We start from the raw sequence: 18,256 nt of genomic DNA, 5'->3' as shown, positions 1-18,256 counted from the left end.
CGTCCTTGGGGGGAACGGCCACCTTCGAGAAATGTCCATGGATGCACAGACCGCCCTGTTCCAGCAACATCGTCCCCGGCTCTTCGCGCTCGCCTATCGCATGCTCGGCACACCAGGTGACGCCGAAGACGTCTTGCACGATGCCTGGCTGCGCTGGAACGACCAGGATACGTCCATGCTCGATGACCCGGAAGCGTGGCTGGTCACGGTAACCACGCGCATCGCGCTCGATCGCCTGCGCCGCGCCAAGACCGAGCGCGAACACCACGTCGGCCCCTGGCTACCTGAGCCTCTGATCGCCGACGAAGAAGAACCGGCGATGCAGGCCGAACGTGGCCAGAGCTTGCAGATTTCGTTTCTGCTGCTACTTGAGCGCCTGAGCGCCGAAGAGCGCGCCGCGTTCCTGCTGCACGAAGTGTTCGATTACAGCCATGGCGAGGCCGCGGCGATGCTGGGCATCAGCGAGGAAAGCTGCCGCCAGCGTACGCATCGCGCCAGACAACATTTGCGCGCCGGCCGACCACGCTTCACGCATGCGCCACAGATCCAGCAACGCTTGCTGGAAAAGTTCATGCTGGCGATGCAGCAGCCTTCACCCGATCTGCTCAAGACACTGTTTGCCGAAGACGTTACCCTGGTCTCCGACGGCGGGGGGCGCGTCACGGCCGCGCTGCGGCCGTTGCATGGCAGCGACCGCCTGATCCGTCTCTATATGCAGATCGCCCTTCGTTATGACGAAGTCCGTGCTACCCACCGCCTGCAATGGCTCAATGGCGCGCCTGCCCTGCTGACCTGGGTCGATGGCGAACTTGCGACAGTGATGTGGATCGAGACCGATGGTGAGCGTATCGCGGCCATCCACGCGCTACGTGACCCGTTGAAGCTCGCCCGCTTGCGCGCTGTCACGCCGGACCCGGCTCGCGCGTCCTAGGAACAGGAAGGCCATGGTGGCCTTTCTTTTCGGAGACGGCCATGTCCACTCGCCTCGATTATTCAAAATACTCCAGCCTGCTCAAGCCACTGTTCGCCATGCACGCGCAATTGCGCCAGAGTAGCCTGGAGCCCCTGCTCATCGAACTGGTACTGTTGCGTGTATCGCAGATCAACGGCTGTGCGTATTGCATTGACATGCATACCAAGGATGCTCGCGCCGCAGGCGAAACCGAGCAGCGCCTTTATCTGACACAAGTCTGGCGTGAAGCCAGGGCCATGTTCAGCGAACGCGAACGTGCCGCCCTGGCCTGGGCCGAGGCCGTCACGCACCTGGGCGATCACGGCGTGTCCGACGAGATCTATGCCCAGGCCGCCGCCGCATTCGGCGAGGAAGAGCTGGTGCAACTGAACATGCTGGTCGTCATGATTAACAGTTGGAACCGCTTCGGCGTCACGTTCCAGATGGAACCGGGGCGTTACCAGGCGGCGGCGTGACGCATGCCAGGCATTGAGGCTGGAGGTTACGTCCAGCGGGAATGATGAGCTGGTAGCGAGGGCGCTTGGCTTGAAGGTCTCGCAGGCGTGCCGTCTGCCGGGCATCGCATCGCCAGAGGCAGGCGAGATGTCGAACCTCGACCTTCGCTGCTCGTTTCCCCCCTCGGAACCGACCATGCTCGCCATAAAAAAACCCCGCCATCAGAGCGGGGTTTTTCAAGCTACCATGACAACCTCAGGCTGCCTTCACGCGCTTGACGATGGCATCGCCGAACGTGTCGGTGGTGCCCTTGCCGCCGAGGTCCGGCGTCACCGCATCGCGGTCGTGGGTCATGGTTTCGCGCATCGCGTTGCGGATCTGGTTGCCCTTCTCCACCATGCCCAGGTGATCGAGCATGTCGGCGGCAGCGAGCAGCAGTGCGCATGGGTTGGCGATGCCCTTGCCAGCGATATCCGGGGCCGAGCCATGCACGGCTTCGAAGATCGCAGCGCTCTCACCGATATTGTCGCCCGGAGCCAGGCCCAGGCCGCCCACCAGACCGGCACACAGGTCGGACAGGATGTCGCCGAACAGGTTGGTGGTGACGATCACGTCGAACTGCTCAGGCTTCATCACCAACTGCATGCAGGTGTTGTCCACGATCATCTCGTTGAACTCGATCTGCGGGTATTCCTTGGCCACTTCACGCGCCACGTTCAGGAACATGCCCGAGCTGGTCTTCATGATATTGGCCTTGTGCACGGCCGTAACCTTCTTGCGGCCCTTCTTGATGGCCATCTCGAAGGCGTAACGCACAATACGCGTGCTGCCCTTGCGGGTGTTGCGGATGATCGACTGCGCGACCTCGCCATCCTCGGACAACGTCTGGCCCTCAGCCAGGTACGCGCCTTCGGTATTCTCACGAACCGTGATGATGTCGATATTGTCGTAGCGTGCCTTGGTACCCGGGAAACTGATGGCCGGACGAACGTTGGCATACAGGTCGAAATGACGGCGCAGGGTCACATTGATGGAGGTGAACCCCCCGCCGATCGGCGTGGTCAGTGGTCCCTTCAGCGCCACCTTGTGCTTGCCGATGGCTTCCAGCGTAGCGGCCGGCAGCAGGTCACCATGCTTTTCGAGCGCAACCATGCCCGCTTCGACAATGTCATAGGTCAGGCCGGTGTCCAGGGCATCGAGAACGCGCAGCGTGGCGTTCATGATCTCCGGGCCGATACCGTCGCCTGGGATCACGGCAATGGTCTTGCTCATCGGGGAAACTCCTCAATCGAAGGAAAACTGAAGGGGCGTACGGCTTGGCGCCGCCCACATAACTTGAGGATTATCGCCGATCCACCGTATGGCGGACCAGTGCACCCCGCGGCCGAAGCGTTGGAAATGGTCGTATGCAGCGTTTAGGAAAGTCGAATAGCAAGGGGTGAGGCCGCCCTCGTTACGGGCTGTGAGCCGCGCTTCCGGCGCTGCAAGATAAACAGAGAAAGCAAAAGGCCCGCACACTGGCGGGCTCTTCCACTCTTGATTCTTTACAGCACCCCGTCGCGCGACTCGCAGACGGCATAGCCACCAGCTTCAGGCGCCCTGATGGTCGCTGCACTCAGCCTCGCCCACTGTGCCCGCTTCCAGTTGATCGAGGAAATCCACAGCGCGGCGAAGGTGAGGGATGACGATGGAGCCGCCGACAACCAGGCCGACGCTGAAAGTCTCGAAGAATTCCTCGCGCGTGACACCCGCTTCCATGCACTGGGCTACGTGGTAGCTGATGCAGTCATCGCAGCGCAGCACCATCGACGCCACCAGACCGAGTAGTTCCTTGGTTTTCACGTCCAGGGCACCGCCCTTGTACGTCTGGGTATCCAATGCGAAGAAGCGTCGAACAACCTGGTTGTCCTCTGCCAGGATCCGCTCGTTCATACGCTGGCGGAACGCAGTAAACTCGGCGACGCGATCCTTGCTCATGCGGCGTTATCCAGCAGTTGGGCCAACTTGCCGCTGCGGTCGGCGGCGACCAGGTCGTCATAACCGCCAACGTGCTGGTCGTTGATGAATATCTGCGGCACCGTGCGACGACCACCACTACGGGACAGCATCAGGTCGCGCTGGGCCGGATCGGTATCCACGCGCACCTCGCTCCATTCGAGCCCTTTCGCCTTCAGCAGGTTTTTGGCCGCAACGCAATAAGGGCAAACAGCAGTCGAATAGACTTCGATCTTGGCGGACACGTTACACACTCCAGCAGCGCTTCGATGCCCCGGTAGATGGGGCGAAATGGCGAAAAATCAACCAGTCGGGCGGTGAACCGTTACGCCGGACGACTGTCCCAGATGATATTGTCGCTCACCTATGCGCATGGCACCACGCTCCCCCACTGTCCGCCTCCTGACCGCCCTGGTTTGTGCCGCCCTCTCCTTCGGGGCCGGTGCCCAGGAAGACCCTACGCGCCTGCCCGACCTGGGCAGTTCGGCCAATGCCCTGATCTCCCCCCAGGAGGCCCAGGATTACGGCACGGCCATGCTGCGCCAGATGCGCGCGCTGGACATGGTGGTCGATGACGCCATGCTCGACGACTACATCAACGACCTGGGGCATCGCCTGGCCGCCAACAGTGCCAAGCCCAAGGACCACTTCTCGTTCTTCATCGTCAAGGATCCGGTCATCAACGCCTTTGCGGCACCGGGGGGCTTTATTGCGGTGAACTCGGGCCTGATCGTGATCACCCGCAGCGAGAGCGAACTGGCGGGGGTGATTTCCCATGAAATCGGCCACATCACCCAGAACCATCTGGAACGCGCCTTCGAGGCCTCCAAGAAGGACGCTCCGTTGCTTGCCCTGGTGCTGCTCGGCGCAATCGCTGCCGGGGCGGGTGCCGGGGCGGGTGACGGTGCCGCGGCAGTGCTGGCTGGCGGCCAGGGCCTGATGATGCAACGGCAGATCAACTTCACCCGCAAGGACGAAGTCGAAGCCGACCGAGCCGGTATCCAGACCTTGTCCAACTCCGGCTACGATCCCAACGCCATGGCGGGTTTCTTCGAACGCATGCAGGACACCATGCGCGTGGGCTCTGGCGGCGACCGCGACGTGCCTGAATTCCTGCAGACTCACCCGGTGACCCTTTCGCGCATCAGCGACGCCAAGTCGCGTGCCGGCACGCTGATCGCCCAGCAGAAGCTCAAGCCCGCGCACACCACCCTGGTCAAGGACCAGTGGGAAAAATCCACCGCGCCGATCATTTACGTGAAAGATCCCACGGCCTTGCTCGGCACCGGGGCCAAGGGTGGACCTGATACTTACGAACTGATGCGCGAGCGCGTTCGCGTGCTGTCGGGCGATGCATTGCAACTGAGCAGCTACTACGGCGACAACCTCGCCCACGACAAGAGTTTCGACACCCCGTCCAATCACTATGGCTATGCCTTGGCGCTGACCCGCAGCGGACGCGGCGCCAAGGCGGCGGACGAGCTTCAAGCACTGCTGAAGAACTACCCAGGCAACCAGATCCTCCAGATAGCGCTGGCCGACGCCTACGAACAATCGGGCCAGCGTGGCGCGGCGCTCTCGCTTTATGCCGAGCTCAACCGCCTGTCACCGCACAATCGCGCCATTGCGCTGGGCTATGCCGAAGCCCTGGTGGCCGGCAACGCCGACGATGCCGTCCAGGCGGCCAATATGCTGCGCCCCATGCTCGACGACACCGATGAACCCAGTGTCTATCGGGCCTATGCCCGCGCCAGCGAAAAAGCCCGCGACCCCGTGCGGGCCGGCGAGGCCTATGCCGATGCAAGCTACCTGTCCGGCCGCCCCTTCGACGCCATGGAGCAGCTCAAACGCCTGCTCAAGCGTCCGGATCTGGACTACTACGCCCGCGCCCGCATCCAGGCCCGTATCACCGAACTCACGCCGCTTGTCATGGAACTGCGCAAACGCCGCGTGCAGACCGAGGACAACCCATCAGGGCGGGACCAATAGTAATCGGCCTGTCGGCCGGCCCGTTGAGGCTGAACAGGGGTGAGAAATGGCAGCCAGGGCCTCGTGCCGGGCTCCTGCGCTTCGCTTCCCTGCCCTCTCCCCTGCTCTTTTTTTGTCAAAAAGCGTCGCTTGTCATAGCCTCGTAACATTGGACCGTTGCAATATTTGCGTCACAGGCCCACCCACGGACCTCTCGCGTGCACAAGCGCATCCTGATCGTTGAAGACGAAGCATCCATCCGCGACATGGTCGCCTTTGCCCTGCGCAAGGCCGGCATGGACGCGGCACACGCTGCCGATGCCCGGGCAGCCCAACTGGCTATTGCCGAACAGGTCCCCGACCTGATCCTGCTCGACTGGATGCTCCCGGGTACCAGCGGCCTGGAACTGGCTCGCCGGCTGCGTAAGGAAGAACTCAGCCGCGAAATACCGATCATCATGCTCACGGCGCGCGGCGAAGAGATGGACCGCGTCAACGGCCTGGAGGCTGGCGTGGACGACTATGTCGTCAAGCCGTTCTCCACCCGCGAGCTGGTCGCCCGCATCAAGGCAGTCCTGCGCCGCAGCCAGGGCGACGATGGTTCGGGCCTGGTTGAACTGGGCGGGTTGCGCATCGATGGTCCTGCCCATCGGGTCTTCGCCGGTGACGACGCCGTGCCGATCGGGCCGACAGAATATCGCCTGCTCTATTTCTTCATGACTCACCCGGAGCGCGTCTACTCGCGCGCCCAACTGCTCGACCATGTCTGGGGCGGTAGCGTGTACGTCGAGGAGCGCACTGTGGATGTGCACATTCGCCGCCTGCGCAAGACGCTGGAACCGTGGAAGCTCGACGACATGGTGCAGACTGTGCGCGGGGCCGGCTACCGCTTCTCCGCCAACACCTGACGCAACGCCACCGACGCCCTCACGGCCAATCGGCGGCTTGCTTTCCCGCAGAGCACTGCCGATGCTTGAACGTCCCAAGCACCGGCTCGCTTCCCATGCTCGAACCTGCCCATCGCTGGAAACTCCTCGTCGGATCGACTGTCGCGCTCATGGCCGGCGGCGCCGTCGGTGAGCTGGTAGCAGGCCAGGGGGCAACAGGGGTTGCGATCGTTGCAGTTGCCGAAATCGTCTTGCTGTTGACTCGAATTCGTCATGAAACGCAGCTCATGATGACAACTCATCCCGGCATCAGCCCTTTGCAGCATGACCGTTTCATGACGCGATCCCGACGCATTGCCTCCAGTTTGCGCGACCTGCGCAGCGCCGCCGGCAGCTTGCCGGACGCGGTCGTGCTACTCGATGGGCAGCGCCACGTGCGCTGGTTCAACCATGCCGCCGAAGACCTGCTAGGCCTGCGCCGTCCACATGACCGCGGCGCCGACCTGCACGATCGCCTGAGCACGACCGAGCTGGCAGGCTGGCTGCAGGACGGCGCACAGGAGCCCCTGAACGATGTGGCGGCACCTGGCCATCCCAACCGCCACATCAACGTGACGCTGCTACCCTTCGGCAACAACCAACGCTTGCTTCTGGCCCGCGACATCAGTCACCTGACCCGGCTGGAGCAGATTCGTCGCGACTTCGTCGCCAACGTGTCGCACGAGCTGCGTACGCCGCTGACGGTGATTCACGGTTACCTCGAACTGATCGATCCGGAGGACGTCCCCGAGCTGGCGCCCGTGCTGGGCGAAATGCGTGCGCAATCCAAGCGCATGGGACAGATCGTCGAAGACCTGCTGACGCTTTCACGCCTGGAAACCCAGGAGCACATCGCCGAAGAACGCGTACCAATGGCGCCACTGATGGCCACCATCCGCAAAGAGGCCGAGGCCCTGAGCCAGGGCCGTCATCGCATCAACCTGGAGAACACCGCCGAAGCCGACCTGCTCGGCTCGTCCAAGGACCTGCACAGCGCGCTATCCAACCTGGTCAGCAATGCGGTCCGTTACACCCCCACCGGCGGCAGCATCACGATCCGCTGGCGGCGGACACCCGATGGCGCCACCTATTCGGTGACCGACACCGGCTTCGGTATCCCGGCCAATCACCTCGCACGCCTGACCGAGCGTTTCTATCGGGTGTCGTCCAGCCGCTCGCGTGATAGCGGCGGCACCGGCCTGGGTCTGTCCATCGTCAAGCATGTACTGAACCTGCACCAGGCCCGCCTGGACATCGAAAGCGAGCCGGGCCAGGGTTCCACGTTCTCCTGCACGTTTGGCAAGGAGCGCCTGCTCAAGCCCGGCGGCAACGACGAGAGCTGAATATCGACCAGGATTCATGGCGGTGCGGCATGTACATGAAAGCCACATGCTTCAGAATGGAAGCATGCGCCGCAAACCCGACACACCGCCTCCCGCCATCGATCGCTCGTCGCCCGAGCTCTACCTCAGCCGCGAACTGGCTGCACTGGAATTCAACTTCCGCGTGCTGGCCCAGGCCAGGGACGAGCGTGTGCCGGTGCTCGAGCGAGTGCGTTACCTCAGCATCGTGGCCAACAACCTCGACGAATTCTTCGAGGTACGTGTGGCCATGCTCAAGCATCATCACCACTACGGTTCGGCCGCGCCCGGCCCGGATGGCATTCCATCGGGTGAATTGCTCACGCGCATTCGTCGCCGGGTGCTGCAACTGGTCGATGAGCAATACACCACCTGGCAGGACGAAATCGGACCGGCGCTGGCCAATGAGAACATCCGTTTCCTCACGCGCGACCAATGGACCGACCGTCAGCGTCGCTGGCTACAGGGCTATTTCGAAAACGAGGTGATGCCGGTGCTGTCGCCGCTGGGGCTGGATCCGGTGCACCCGTTCCCGCGTATCCTAAACAAGACGCTCAACCTGGCTGTGGTGCTGAAAGGACGCGATGCATTCGGCCGCGAGGGTCACATGGCTCTACTGCGCGCCCCGCGCTCGTTGCCACGCATCATCCGGTTGCCCGACGAAGTCTGCGATACAGGCGACAACTTCGTCTTCCTGGCCGAATTGCTGCAAGGTTTCGTCGATCAGGTGTTCCCTGGCTTCAAGGTGGCCGGCTCCTATCAGTTCCGTGTGACCCGTAACAGCGAGTTGATGGTCGAGGAGGCTGAGGTGGATAACCTCGCCCGAGCGCTCAGCGAGGAGTTGCTGGGCCGCGGCTATGCTCGCCCGGTGCGCCTGGAGATCGGCAACGACTGCCCCAAGGCCATCGTATCGATGCTGGTGGCCAATTTCGAACTGGAAGATGCCGACCTGTATCGCTGCAACGGCCCGGTGAACATCATCCGCGCGGGCATCATCTACGAGCAACTCGATCGCCCGGAACTGAAATTCCCGCGCTTCACCTCGCAGGTGCCGCGCGTCTTCACCGACGTCAAATGCAAGTTCGATGTGCTACGCCAGCGCGATGTGCTGATGCACCACCCGTACGAATCCTTCGCCGCCGTCGTGGACTTGCTGCGCCAGGCCGCGCAGGACCCCAACGTTCTGGCGATCAAGCAGACACTCTATCGAGCCGGCGTGGATACGCCGTTGGTGGACCTGCTGGTGGAAGCGGCGCGCAACGGCAAGGATGTAACCGTGGTGATCGAACTGCGAGCGCGGTTCGACGAAGAAGCCAATATCCGGCTGGCCACGCGCCTGCAGGAAGTGGGCGTGCAGGTGGTCTATGGCGTGGTGGGCTACAAGACGCACGCCAAGGCGTTGCTGATCATCCGCCGCGAAGGGGATGCGATCCGCCGCTACACGCATCTGTCCACCGGCAACTACCATCAGGCCAACAGCCGCGTCTACACGGACATCGGCCTGATGACTTCCCAGCCGGAGATTGGCGAAGACTTGCACAAGATCTTCCAGCAGCTGTCGGGCCTGGGGCCGATGATCAACCTCAAGCGTCTGCTGCATTCGCCCTTCACGCTCTACAAGAGCGTCATGGAGAAGATCGAGCGCGAAACCGCGCATGCGCAGGCCGGCAAGCCAGCACGCATCGTGGCCAAGCTCAACGCGCTCAACGAGCCGCATGTCATTGAAGCCCTGTATCGCGCCTCCCAGGCCGGCGTGGAGATCGACCTCATCGTGCGCGGCGCCTGCACCCTGCGTCCGGGCCTGCCCGGTGTTTCCGAGCGTATCCGTGTGCGCTCCATCGTCGGGCGTTTCCTGGAGCACAGCCGCGTGTACTGGTTCGCCAACAACGGCGCGCCGGAAATCTACTGCGCGAGTGCCGACTGGATGGAACGCAACCTCATGCGCCGCATCGAGATCGCCTTTCCGATTCTCGACCCGGCACATGCCGAGCGTGTTTACAACGAAACACTCGCCAATTACCTGGCCGACAATACCAAGGCATGGCTGCTGGACAGCGACGGTCGCTACCATCGCGCCGAACCCGGCGACGCACCACCGCACGATGCGCAGCAAACCTTGCTGGATCGGTTGACGTGACATTCAAGGCCAAAGACGACAGATGCCTGGCGAGGACGCAGTGATGAATGCCTCCGTGAACTTCAAGTTCATCGAGCAACTCAGCCACCTGTCGCGTCACAAAAATCGCGCGGACCTGCCCCTTCACTGTGCATCCCTCGCCCGAGGCTCGCATCGTTGCAAGCGGCGAAACCAAACGTAACAGGCTTCTTGCCCTCCCTTTCACGCTTTCATGCAAAAATGAGCCTTCGCAGCCCGAAGAGTCCCCGATGAGCCAAGGCGATCAGATCCAGATCAAAGACGGCGAGCTGATCGCCGCCGTGGACATGGGATCGAACAGCTACCACATGGTGGTGGCACGCGTGGAGCACGGTGAGCCTCGCGTGATCGACCGTCTGCGCGAAACCGTGCGCATGGCTGCCGGCCTGCGTGCCGACGGCACCCTCGACGCCGAACATCGCGCCCGTGCGCTCAATTGCCTGGCGCGTTTTGGCCAACGCATCGCCGGCATTCCTTCGGTACGCGTGCGTGCCGTGGCCACCAACACGGTGCGTCGCCTGGCGTCGCCACAAGCTTTTCTCACCGCCGCCGAAAGTGCACTCGGACACCCGGTCGAAATCGTTTCCGGTCGCGAGGAAGGCCGCCTGATCTTCCTGGGTGCCTCCCACGACCTGCCCTCCTCGCGCGAAAACCGCCTGATCATCGACGTGGGCGGCGGCAGCACCGAGTTCATCATCGGGCGCGGCCTGGCTCCCATGCAGACCGAAAGCGTGCAGGCTGGCTGCATCGCCTCCACCATGCGCTTTTTCCCCGGCGGCAAGCTCAATCGCAAACGCTGGCAGAAGGCACAGGGCGAAATCGGCGTTCTGCTGCAACAGTTCTCCGAAGAATACCGCGAAGCCGGCTGGCTCGATGCCTACGGCTCATCCGGTACCGCCAAGGCCATCGGCTCGGCGGTGCAGGCGATGAAGTTCTCCGACGACGGCATTACGCCCGCCTCGCTCGCCTCCCTGCGCGAGGCCTTGCTCGAACAGGGCCAGATCAGCGCCATCAAGCTTCCCGGCCTGACCGAGGATCGCGCTCCCGTCATCGCCGGCGGCGTGGTGATCTTCGAGGCGGCCTTCGCCGCGCTCGGCATCGAGCGCATGCGCGTGTGCGAGAGCTCCATGCGCGAAGGCCTGCTGTGGGATCTGCTCGGCCGCGCCGGCGGCAGCGACCCGCGCACCGCCAGCATCGACGCCTTGGCTGCACGCTATGGCGTGGATCGCGCCCAGGCACGCCGCGTGGAATCGACCGCCCTGCTGTTGTTCGACCAGGTCGCCAAGGCCTGGAAGCTCGACGGCGAGGCGCGCGAGTGGCTGTCCTGGTGCTCACGTGTGCACGAAATCGGCTTGGCCATCGCGCATAGCCAACACCACCATCACGGCGCCTATATTTTGCGCCATGCCGACCTGGCCGGATTCTCGCGCCAGGAACAGCAACTGCTCGCCGCCGTGGTGCAATCGCACCGCCGTAAGCCAGACAAGGCGCTTTTCTCGGCCCTGCCGCAGCGCTATCGCATCCTGGCACGGCATGTCACCGCCTTGCTGCGCCTGGCGGTGCTGTTCCGCCGTGCACGGCGCGCCGAGTCACTCCCCCAGATGCGTCTGGCCGCTACCGCCCAGCGGCTGCGCCTGAATCTTCCCGCCGACTGGCTCGACCAGCATCCGCTGACCCAGGCGGACCTGGAGCAGGAACGCGCACCGATGGCGGACCTGGGCGCCCGGCTGGACCTGGGCACGTTTTGAGCGAAGCTGCCCGCAATACGGGCTGATGAGCCACTCCCGATGCCCGCTGTAAAGCGTCAAGAGGAAGGACAAAAGCTCATTCTTGCGACTCCATATCTCGTTACAGGTTGCGCAGCAGCAGGTTTCACCCTTTACAGCGAGCAAAGCAAGCGACGCCCGCTCCAAGCGGCTTCACTTCAACCCGCGTATCATGTGCGGATGTCTCACGCAGCCCGATCCGCCATGCCACGATTCCTGCTCGCCCTGCTTCTTTTGCTGCCGGTCGGCCTGTCCGCTCAGACCGCCAAACCCGCTGCCGACGCGCAGGTGCATCCGCAGGTGGTGCTGCATACCTCGCAGGGAGACATTCTGCTTGAGCTGTATCCGGACAAATCGCCCAAGAGCGTGGCCAACTTTTTGCAATACGTGCGCGACGGCTTCTATGCCGGCACCATCTTTCATCGGGCTATCCCCGGTTATCTGGTGCAAGGCGGCCTCTATACGCGCGAACTGCAACCCAAGCGCACGCACTCGGCGATTGCCAGCGAGGCCGATAACGGCTTGTCGAATCTACGTGGCACGATAGCCGTGGCGCGTGGCACCGATCCGAACTCGGGTACTTCGCAATTCTTCTTCAACCTGGTCGACAACCGCCGGCTGGATTTCATCGGCAACCAGAGCGGTCCGACCTGGGGTTACGCGGTGTTCGGCAAGGTGCTCAAGGGCATGGATGTCGTGGACAAGATTGCCAACCTTCCCACCCGTGGCCAGGGGCCTTTCGCCAGTGACGTACCCAACCCATTGGTGATCATCACGGGAGCCAATGTCGTAGGCGAGGCTTCGAGCGCCCCGGCCAGCACGGCCGCCGCTCCGGCCGTGCCCGCCCCCGCGCCGGCCAAGAAGCCGGGCAAGAGCAAGACCTGAGGACTGCCCCGGCATGACCACGCTGTTCATCGCTGACCTGCACCTGGACGATAGCCGTCCTCACATCACCGAACTATTCGAGCGCTACCTGGCCAGCGACGATGTACGCCGCGCCGACGCGCTGTACATCCTGGGTGACCTGGTCGAGGCCTGGATCGGCGACGACGACGACGCCGAACTGCCCCGTCGCATCGCCCATGCCTCGCGTGCACTGCGTGACAGCGGCGTGCCGGTGTATTTCATGGTCGGCAATCGCGATTTCATCCTTGGCGAGGATTTCGCCGCGCGCGCCGGTTTTACTCTGCTCGACGATGGCACCGTGCACAACTTGTACGGTCGCCCGACCCTGCTGATGCATGGCGACGTGCTATGCACCGACGACGTGGCCTACCAGACCGTGCGCAAGCAAGTGCGCACGCCAGAATGGAAGGCCAACATCATGGCCATGCCGCTGGCCGCGCGCCGCGCCTTTGCCGCCAAGGCACGCCAGGACAGCCGCGCCCATACCGGCAGCACCATGGAAACCATCATGGATGTCAACGCCAGCGCTGTGGCTGAAGCCATGCGCCATGCCGGCGTCGATCGCCTTATCCACGGCCATACGCACCGGCCCGCCGTGCACGACCTCACACTGGACGGCAAGCCGGCCGAACGCATCGTGCTGGGTGACTGGTACGAGCACGGATCCGTCCTGAAGGTCACTCCGGAAGGCTCCCGATTGGAAGGCCTGAGCTGAGTCTCCCCGGATGGATAGCGACACGCCACTGAGATATCCGCGGCATATCCTGCAGATGACTCCTGGGCAGCGCTTCTTCATGGGCGTGCGCAAACTTGGCCCCGACATGCGCTTCGTGCCAGAGCTGTCAGCGCGCCAAGCCGTGCGCATCGCCGCATCGCAAGCTGTCTGGCGCCCTGCCTGGCGCCCGGCAGCGCTTGCCCTGGGGCAAGTCTTCCACAGCACACTACGTTGGCCTGGGCGCTATTTTCTGCCCGACGACCAGATCTCAGTGATCATGCAGGGTTGCTACGCGGACATCGGCCGCGCCGTGGACAGCGAGGATATACGGGATGCCTGTCGGGATATCGACCGGTTATGGGGCAGACAGCATCACCCCGCGTTCTGGGGATCGTGTATCGACCAGCCATTGATTTGGCTGGTCGAACAGCTCGAAACATCCGCCTGAGCCATCACGGCTCACCGATATCCTCATTCCATAGGTCCGGCTTCGCCGCAATGAATTGACGCATCAGCGCGATGCAGTGCTCATCTTGCACCACATCCAGCGTGACGCCCTTGCTGCGCAACCACGCTTCCTCGCCCTGGAACGTCACGTTCTCGCCGATCACCACACGACCGATGCCATAGAGCGCAATCGCACCACTACACATCGAGCAGGGCGAAAGCGTGGTGTAGATGGTCGATTCACGGTAGACATGCGCCGGATGCCGCCCAGCTTGCTCCAGCGCATCCATTTCGCCATGCAGGATGGCGCTGCCGCGCTGCACGCGTCGATTGTGGCCTCGCCCGATGATCCTGCCCTGGTACACCAGCACCGAGCCTATCGGTATGCCACCCTCCGATAACCCTAGCTCTGCTTCGGCGATGGCTTCGGCCAGAAATGGATCGGTCATGCGCAACTCTCCATTCGTCATGTTGGGCAAAGCCTAGCGCATCGCCAGCGTAATGCCTGCAATCGGTCATGCATCGACGCGAGTTCGCCAGCGCAGCCGGCCATAGTGACGCACGTCATCTCACGGCCCTGCCAAGGATCTCCTATGCCATCCCATCGCACCTGGCGACGCCGCACGCTCTGGGCGGCCACCTCCTTCGGGCTGGCCTTCGCCCTGGCGTTATGGTGCCTGGGCGCAATACTGATTCATCCAGCGCGTCGACACGTCGGACCGCCACCCGCCGACCTGGATGCACAATCCTTGGACTTCGCCGACGCGAACACGGCGCATCTGCGCGGCTGGTACGTAGCAGGCCAGCCAGGTCACGGCGCGGTGCTGCTGTTGCACGGTGTACGCGCCGATCGCCGTGCCATGCTGGCACGCGCCCGCTTCTTGCATGACGACGGTTACGGCGTGATGCTGATCGATTTTCAGGCCAGCGGCGAAAGTGGCGGCGAGGCCATCACGTTCGGATACCGCGAGACCGCCGATGTGCTGGCCGCCCTGGAGCAACTGCATCATCTTGCTCCCGGAGAACGCATCGGCATCATCGCCGCATCGATGGGGGGCGCAGCCACGCTGTTGGCCAAACCGCCCGTTCACGTCGACGCCCTGGTGCTCGAACAGGTCTATCCAAGTATCGACCAGGCACTCCGCGACCGCCTGCGCCTTCACCTGGGTCACGCAGGCGGCTGGCTGACCGGGCCCTTGCTGCTCACCCTGCCCTGGCACATCGGCATCGACCGCTCGCAGTTGCGTCCGATCGATGCTATCGCGGCCGTCACCATCCCCAAACTGCTGATCGCTGGCGATGCGGATCAGCACACGCGCATTGGCGAATCGCAGGCAATGTTCAATCACGCCGCTGGACCCAAGGCATTCTGGGTCGTGCAGGGCGCCGCCCACGTCGACCTCTACCGCTACGCCGGTGAAGCCTATCGCAGCCGAGTGGAGACGTTCCTGGGCTATTGGCTGGCAAGCCGGGGAGAAGAGGTGAACTTGCCGGGACCTTCCTGCGATGGCTGCCGTGCTGAATGAAAAAACCTTGAGCGTGCGCCCTCGCTCGCAGTTCTCCGCCGCATGCAGCCACTCTTAGCGCACCACCGTCGAGGTCGCCGGCGATAGGCGCAGGAACTCCTTTCCGTGCCGAAACTGAGAACTAGCCCGCAATAAAACATGTAGGGGAAATCCTACAAACCGCTGCTTTTCATCGATTTTTTTTGCCTTTTGTCCGCGCACAACTTAGCATTCGCCCTACAGAGCGCACCTGCCTTCCGCTATAGGCATCGGGCGCTCTTAAGCAGGGGGAAAAGCCGTTACCGATTTTAAGCCGACCTGGTACAGGCCAGTTGTCGCATCTCCCCTGCCTTGTTTGGCTGCATCAACCATAAGGCTCTGAAGGAGAAGTTGCTTACCATGAAGATCAAATCGCTCGCGCTCATGTCAGCGCTCGCACTGATGGCAGGTTATGCCCCGTTGTCGTTCAGCGCCGGTGCCGGCGGTTCGGACAAGGTAGAGTTCGTCGGCACTCCCGCCGCAGGTAGCAAGTTCTCCAAGGTACATGAAGGCATGTACTCCAAGGAGATCATGGACATCATCGGCCCGCCGACCGACCAGAAGACCTTCCAGACCGGCAAGGCATTCATCCCCTTCCATTTCGGCGGCGACAACTATCGCACCGAATATCATTACAAAGGCGAAGGCGTGCTGACCTTCTCTGGCGGCGGCATGGGCGCGGTCGGCTCGCTGAAGCTGATCAAGGTGGAAGTGAACCCGAACGAGTCGGGCTACATCCACTAAGCAATACAGCCTCTGCGGGCGCCCGGCGTGAACGCTCGGGGGCCCGCCTAGGAAGGCATATCGGACAGGGACGTCCCCGCCACACGTCGATTCCACGCTCCACCGCCTCAACCAGGCCGGTCCAGGCCATGGGCGTGCGTGATCTTGAGCAATTCCCGCTCGAACCAGGGCTTATCCTCCGGCTCGGCCCGCTCCAGGCCCACCTCGCTCAGACCATCGAACGCATCCCAGAAATCATGTGCCTCGGGATAATCAGCCAAAAGCTGCGGCACCTCGTTCTTGAGGTAATCCACGAGGATCTCCAACTGCTCGCGGGACATGACCTTCTCCATAATTCCCCCGATATTGAGGACCGCGTTAATGCGGTGCCTTGATCGAGATATTACGCGTCAACAGTGAATGCGCCGAAAAGGAAAGTAAAATCATCTCTGGATAATCAAGCCAGGGCATCATTCATTAAGCCAAACATTAGTAATTATTCGAAGGATTCGTCAATGTGCTCGACAAATACTGTCTCGCTTGGGTGATACTCACTGATGGTCTGCATAGCGCCATGCAAGTCATCAGGATTGCCGGGATCGATCTACAAGTCGAATACCGAAAGCTTGCGACCCTGAGCCCGTCGCGCCTTCAATTATTTTGCAGAGAGCAAGCCATCGCCCAACCACTCAGGGGTATCCTTGCATGATGCCGGCTCAGCCAATGCAAAACCCCTTTCCGACTCAAACAAAGCACTCCCGCGAAATACCACAATATTCGATATTTTCAAACTCACTTCACGTGCAGCCCCTCGCCCAAACGACCTATCGAAGGGTATGCAGCATGATGACGCGCATGGTTTGAAACGCCCCCGTGTCCATCGGAACATTGAGCATGACGTGGCAGCTCATGTTTTAACGATGCCCGCAATTTCCAGAGGGATGAATAACAAAAAATGAAAGCCCCCGATTGGGGGCTTTTTACCTGATTCCCGATGCTTACTGCGGCGCGGGTCAAAATGTGCAATCCCATTGATAGCCCGTACCGTTAGGTGTGCAATTAGTGAACACATATCCCATATAGGGCGGCCCAGAACCTGGCGCCTGGGGCGGGTACGCATGAAAGTCGTTGTATGTCTCGGAATAGACCTGATTGTTGTTTGGGTAAACCTCAACCAGCACAAGATCCGACATAGGATCAAACTCGAAATACTTGTCACCTGGAACAGCAACGCCATTGTGTAGCAGATGGCCATCGGCCGTCACCGAGAAATCCGTAAGAGCGATACTCCCACTTCCGACGAGTTGGGAATTTTGCGGGCTAGCGATAACGCATTGCGTTGAATAGTTCTTGGTCGCCGGTGGGTAGATGCAAGGCGAATCGGAAAAGAACGAGATCTGGTACTTCGGCGAGATCAAGCCAGTCAGGTGATTCGTCGTGCTGTCATAGAAAAAATACTGGTTACCGGGGACCTGTACTCCATTCTGAAAAAGCGTGCCTTGTACGGGATAGGCGACGAAGCTGGTGAAACTCGCCTGCCCTGTCGATGAATTTTGCGCGGTCAAATTGGCGTCCAAACAAACGTCAGACCAGCTCACATACTTCAGACATACCGCTGATGCTGCTACCGGGCATAGCAACGCAGCGGTGATGAAGCACGAAAGAAATTTCCTTCTCATATCGGCCTCTCGTGTGGTTGTTATACAGCGATCGTGAAAAATCGTTCTCGGGGAAGATAGAAAATATGCACCACAAATAAGCCGCTGGTGGCGCACCGACCATTGCGGTCTGCGATCTTTACTTTACCTGCTTGTCAAAGCGCAACAGATACCGAACCTCACACCCTGCGAAGATGTTGCATGCATTGAAATCATCGCAATGCGACTCGCGTCACAGCTTGGCTGCCTAGGCAATCAATTTTCATCGTACAAAATTCCGCAGCTTTCGAGACGTCTCATCCACATGCACGAACTGGTTTGAGATGCTTTTGAGGGCTTGGCCTGGCCTCGTGGTGATCATGCGATTATCCGGAGCATGAAAAATCTCCGTGAAGCTGACTCAAGCGAGAACGTCGTCTACTTTGTTCGATCGCATGGACGGACCTGCTTGTTGTCGATCAACTCGACATTCGCGCCATGTCCCGCCTTTTTTGAAGACGTGCACGTGGGACCGTGACGGGACTCAGACATAAGAAAAGTCGTGTCCTTAAGTGAGGTGACGAGCTTCAATGAAGGATATGCGTCATGCGGTTGGACGGAAGCAGACCCAGCTTTCCCGATTCGATGGGAACAGCATGGCCCATGCGATCACCGGCAGGATGGCAGCACTCTATCTCCTGCCCA

18 protein-coding genes are annotated in these 18,256 nt (G+C 61.5%); 12 read left to right on the top strand and 6 right to left on the bottom strand.

The window, feature by feature from the left end; genetic code table 11:
* Positions 1 to 37 precede the first annotated feature (37 nt).
* Positions 38 to 931 (top strand): RNA polymerase sigma factor SigJ, encoded by an 894-nt coding sequence (gene sigJ, locus VF436_RS17890; RefSeq protein WP_330905400.1) that lies wholly within the window; start codon positions 38 to 40, stop codon positions 929 to 931.
* 41 nt (positions 932 to 972) lie between these two features.
* Entirely contained in the window at positions 973 to 1,428 is a 456-nt protein-coding gene (locus VF436_RS17885; protein WP_330905399.1) for a carboxymuconolactone decarboxylase family protein, read from the top strand.
* Positions 1,429 to 1,663: 235 nt separating this feature from the next.
* Here VF436_RS17885 and VF436_RS17880 read toward each other — a convergent pair whose 3' ends face one another.
* From VF436_RS17880 to grxC, 3 genes are all read right to left on the bottom strand, one after another.
* Positions 1,664 to 2,680: an isocitrate dehydrogenase gene (locus VF436_RS17880; protein ID WP_330905398.1), complete on the bottom strand. Its 1,017-nt coding sequence runs from the start codon at positions 2,678 to 2,680 to the stop codon at positions 1,664 to 1,666.
* 318 nt (positions 2,681 to 2,998) lie between these two features.
* Positions 2,999 to 3,385 carry a carboxymuconolactone decarboxylase family protein gene (locus tag VF436_RS17875; RefSeq protein WP_330905397.1) on the bottom strand — a complete coding sequence of 129 codons (387 nt, stop codon included), beginning with the start codon at positions 3,383 to 3,385 and terminating at the stop codon, positions 2,999 to 3,001.
* Entirely contained in the window at positions 3,382 to 3,648 is a 267-nt protein-coding gene (grxC, locus tag VF436_RS17870) for a glutaredoxin 3 (protein ID WP_330905396.1), read from the bottom strand. Before grxC ends, VF436_RS17875 begins: the two co-directional genes overlap by 4 nt.
* A 121-nt stretch (positions 3,649 to 3,769) precedes the next feature.
* Between grxC and VF436_RS17865 the strand changes: the two genes are divergently transcribed.
* The 8 genes from VF436_RS17865 to VF436_RS17830 all read left to right on the top strand — a co-directional run bounded on the left by VF436_RS17865 (position 3,770) and on the right by VF436_RS17830 (position 13,648).
* Positions 3,770 to 5,392, top strand: a complete 1,623-nt coding sequence (locus tag VF436_RS17865) for a M48 family metalloprotease (protein ID WP_330905395.1) — start codon at positions 3,770 to 3,772, stop codon at positions 5,390 to 5,392.
* 197 nt (positions 5,393 to 5,589) lie between these two features.
* A complete protein-coding gene (gene phoB, locus VF436_RS17860) occupies positions 5,590 to 6,279 on the top strand; it encodes a phosphate regulon transcriptional regulator PhoB (protein ID WP_281848095.1) in 690 nt (229 codons plus the stop codon).
* A gap of 95 nt (positions 6,280 to 6,374) precedes the next feature.
* On the top strand, positions 6,375 to 7,640 hold the full coding sequence (phoR, locus tag VF436_RS17855; protein WP_330905394.1) for a phosphate regulon sensor histidine kinase PhoR: 1,266 nt from the start codon (positions 6,375 to 6,377) through the stop codon (positions 7,638 to 7,640).
* A gap of 64 nt (positions 7,641 to 7,704) precedes the next feature.
* Positions 7,705 to 9,795 (top strand): polyphosphate kinase 1, encoded by a 2,091-nt coding sequence (ppk1, locus tag VF436_RS17850; protein WP_330905393.1) that lies wholly within the window; start codon positions 7,705 to 7,707, stop codon positions 9,793 to 9,795.
* Between the two features lie 248 nt (positions 9,796 to 10,043).
* Positions 10,044 to 11,561 (top strand): Ppx/GppA phosphatase family protein, encoded by a 1,518-nt coding sequence (locus VF436_RS17845; RefSeq protein WP_330905392.1) that lies wholly within the window; start codon positions 10,044 to 10,046, stop codon positions 11,559 to 11,561.
* Positions 11,562 to 11,783: 222 nt separating this feature from the next.
* Positions 11,784 to 12,464: a peptidylprolyl isomerase gene (locus tag VF436_RS17840; RefSeq protein WP_330905391.1), complete on the top strand. Its 681-nt coding sequence runs from the start codon at positions 11,784 to 11,786 to the stop codon at positions 12,462 to 12,464.
* A 13-nt stretch (positions 12,465 to 12,477) separates the two neighbouring features.
* The gene (locus VF436_RS17835) at positions 12,478 to 13,200 is read left to right on the top strand and encodes a UDP-2,3-diacylglucosamine diphosphatase (RefSeq protein ID WP_330905390.1); all 723 of its coding nucleotides are present in this window, start codon (positions 12,478 to 12,480) and stop codon (positions 13,198 to 13,200) included.
* A 55-nt stretch (positions 13,201 to 13,255) separates the two neighbouring features.
* The gene (locus VF436_RS17830) at positions 13,256 to 13,648 is read left to right on the top strand and encodes a hypothetical protein (protein WP_330905389.1); all 393 of its coding nucleotides are present in this window, start codon (positions 13,256 to 13,258) and stop codon (positions 13,646 to 13,648) included.
* Positions 13,649 to 13,652: 4 nt separating this feature from the next.
* On the opposite strand, the gene VF436_RS17825 is transcribed toward VF436_RS17830, so the two are convergent.
* On the bottom strand, positions 13,653 to 14,096 hold the full coding sequence (locus VF436_RS17825; RefSeq protein ID WP_330905388.1) for a nucleoside deaminase: 444 nt from the start codon (positions 14,094 to 14,096) through the stop codon (positions 13,653 to 13,655).
* Positions 14,097 to 14,240: 144 nt separating this feature from the next.
* On the opposite strand from VF436_RS17825, the gene VF436_RS17820 reads away from it, so the two are divergent.
* Positions 14,241 to 15,173: an alpha/beta hydrolase gene (locus VF436_RS17820; RefSeq protein ID WP_330905387.1), complete on the top strand. Its 933-nt coding sequence runs from the start codon at positions 14,241 to 14,243 to the stop codon at positions 15,171 to 15,173.
* A gap of 378 nt (positions 15,174 to 15,551) precedes the next feature.
* Positions 15,552 to 15,935: a hypothetical protein gene (locus VF436_RS17815; protein WP_330905386.1), complete on the top strand. Its 384-nt coding sequence runs from the start codon at positions 15,552 to 15,554 to the stop codon at positions 15,933 to 15,935.
* A 107-nt stretch (positions 15,936 to 16,042) separates the two neighbouring features.
* Here the strand turns inward: VF436_RS17815 and VF436_RS17810 are convergent, their stop codons facing one another.
* Both VF436_RS17810 and VF436_RS17805 read right to left on the bottom strand, forming a co-directional pair.
* A complete protein-coding gene (locus VF436_RS17810; protein ID WP_330905385.1) occupies positions 16,043 to 16,255 on the bottom strand; it encodes a hypothetical protein in 213 nt (70 codons plus the stop codon).
* Between the two features lie 672 nt (positions 16,256 to 16,927).
* Complete coding sequence (locus VF436_RS17805) at positions 16,928 to 17,593, bottom strand: hypothetical protein (RefSeq protein ID WP_330905384.1); 666 nt, start codon at positions 17,591 to 17,593, stop codon at positions 16,928 to 16,930.
* Between the last annotated feature and the right edge of the window lie 663 nt (positions 17,594 to 18,256).

The organism is Dyella sp., from assembly GCF_036384435.1.
Lineage (GTDB): Bacteria > Pseudomonadota > Gammaproteobacteria > Xanthomonadales > Rhodanobacteraceae > GSA-30.
Note: the sequence above shows the minus strand (reverse complement) of the source record. Positions and strands in the feature narration are given on the sequence as shown.

Bases quoted from the DNA above. Each gene is read 5' to 3' on its own strand.
- VF436_RS17810 (WP_330905385.1), bottom strand. From the start codon at position 16,255: ATGTCCCGCGAGCAGTTGGAGATCCTCGTGGATTACCTCAAGAACGAG.
- VF436_RS17845 (WP_330905392.1), top strand. From the start codon at position 10,044: ATGAGCCAAGGCGATCAGATCCAGATCAAAGACGGCGAGCTGATCGCC.
- sigJ (WP_330905400.1), top strand. From the start codon at position 38: ATGGATGCACAGACCGCCCTGTTCCAGCAACATCGTCCCCGGCTCTTC.
- phoR (WP_330905394.1), top strand. From the start codon at position 6,375: ATGCTCGAACCTGCCCATCGCTGGAAACTCCTCGTCGGATCGACTGTC.
- VF436_RS17885 (WP_330905399.1), top strand. From the start codon at position 973: ATGTCCACTCGCCTCGATTATTCAAAATACTCCAGCCTGCTCAAGCCA.
- VF436_RS17875 (WP_330905397.1), bottom strand. From the start codon at position 3,385: ATGAGCAAGGATCGCGTCGCCGAGTTTACTGCGTTCCGCCAGCGTATG.
- VF436_RS17815 (WP_330905386.1), top strand. From the start codon at position 15,552: ATGAAGATCAAATCGCTCGCGCTCATGTCAGCGCTCGCACTGATGGCA.
- VF436_RS17820 (WP_330905387.1), top strand. From the start codon at position 14,241: ATGCCATCCCATCGCACCTGGCGACGCCGCACGCTCTGGGCGGCCACC.
- VF436_RS17880 (WP_330905398.1), bottom strand. From the start codon at position 2,680: ATGAGCAAGACCATTGCCGTGATCCCAGGCGACGGTATCGGCCCGGAG.
- VF436_RS17835 (WP_330905390.1), top strand. From the start codon at position 12,478: ATGACCACGCTGTTCATCGCTGACCTGCACCTGGACGATAGCCGTCCT.
- VF436_RS17840 (WP_330905391.1), top strand. From the start codon at position 11,784: ATGCCACGATTCCTGCTCGCCCTGCTTCTTTTGCTGCCGGTCGGCCTG.
- VF436_RS17805 (WP_330905384.1), bottom strand. From the start codon at position 17,593: ATGAGAAGGAAATTTCTTTCGTGCTTCATCACCGCTGCGTTGCTATGC.
- ppk1 (WP_330905393.1), top strand. From the start codon at position 7,705: ATGCGCCGCAAACCCGACACACCGCCTCCCGCCATCGATCGCTCGTCG.
- VF436_RS17865 (WP_330905395.1), top strand. From the start codon at position 3,770: ATGCGCATGGCACCACGCTCCCCCACTGTCCGCCTCCTGACCGCCCTG.
- VF436_RS17825 (WP_330905388.1), bottom strand. From the start codon at position 14,096: ATGACCGATCCATTTCTGGCCGAAGCCATCGCCGAAGCAGAGCTAGGG.
- VF436_RS17830 (WP_330905389.1), top strand. From the start codon at position 13,256: ATGACTCCTGGGCAGCGCTTCTTCATGGGCGTGCGCAAACTTGGCCCC.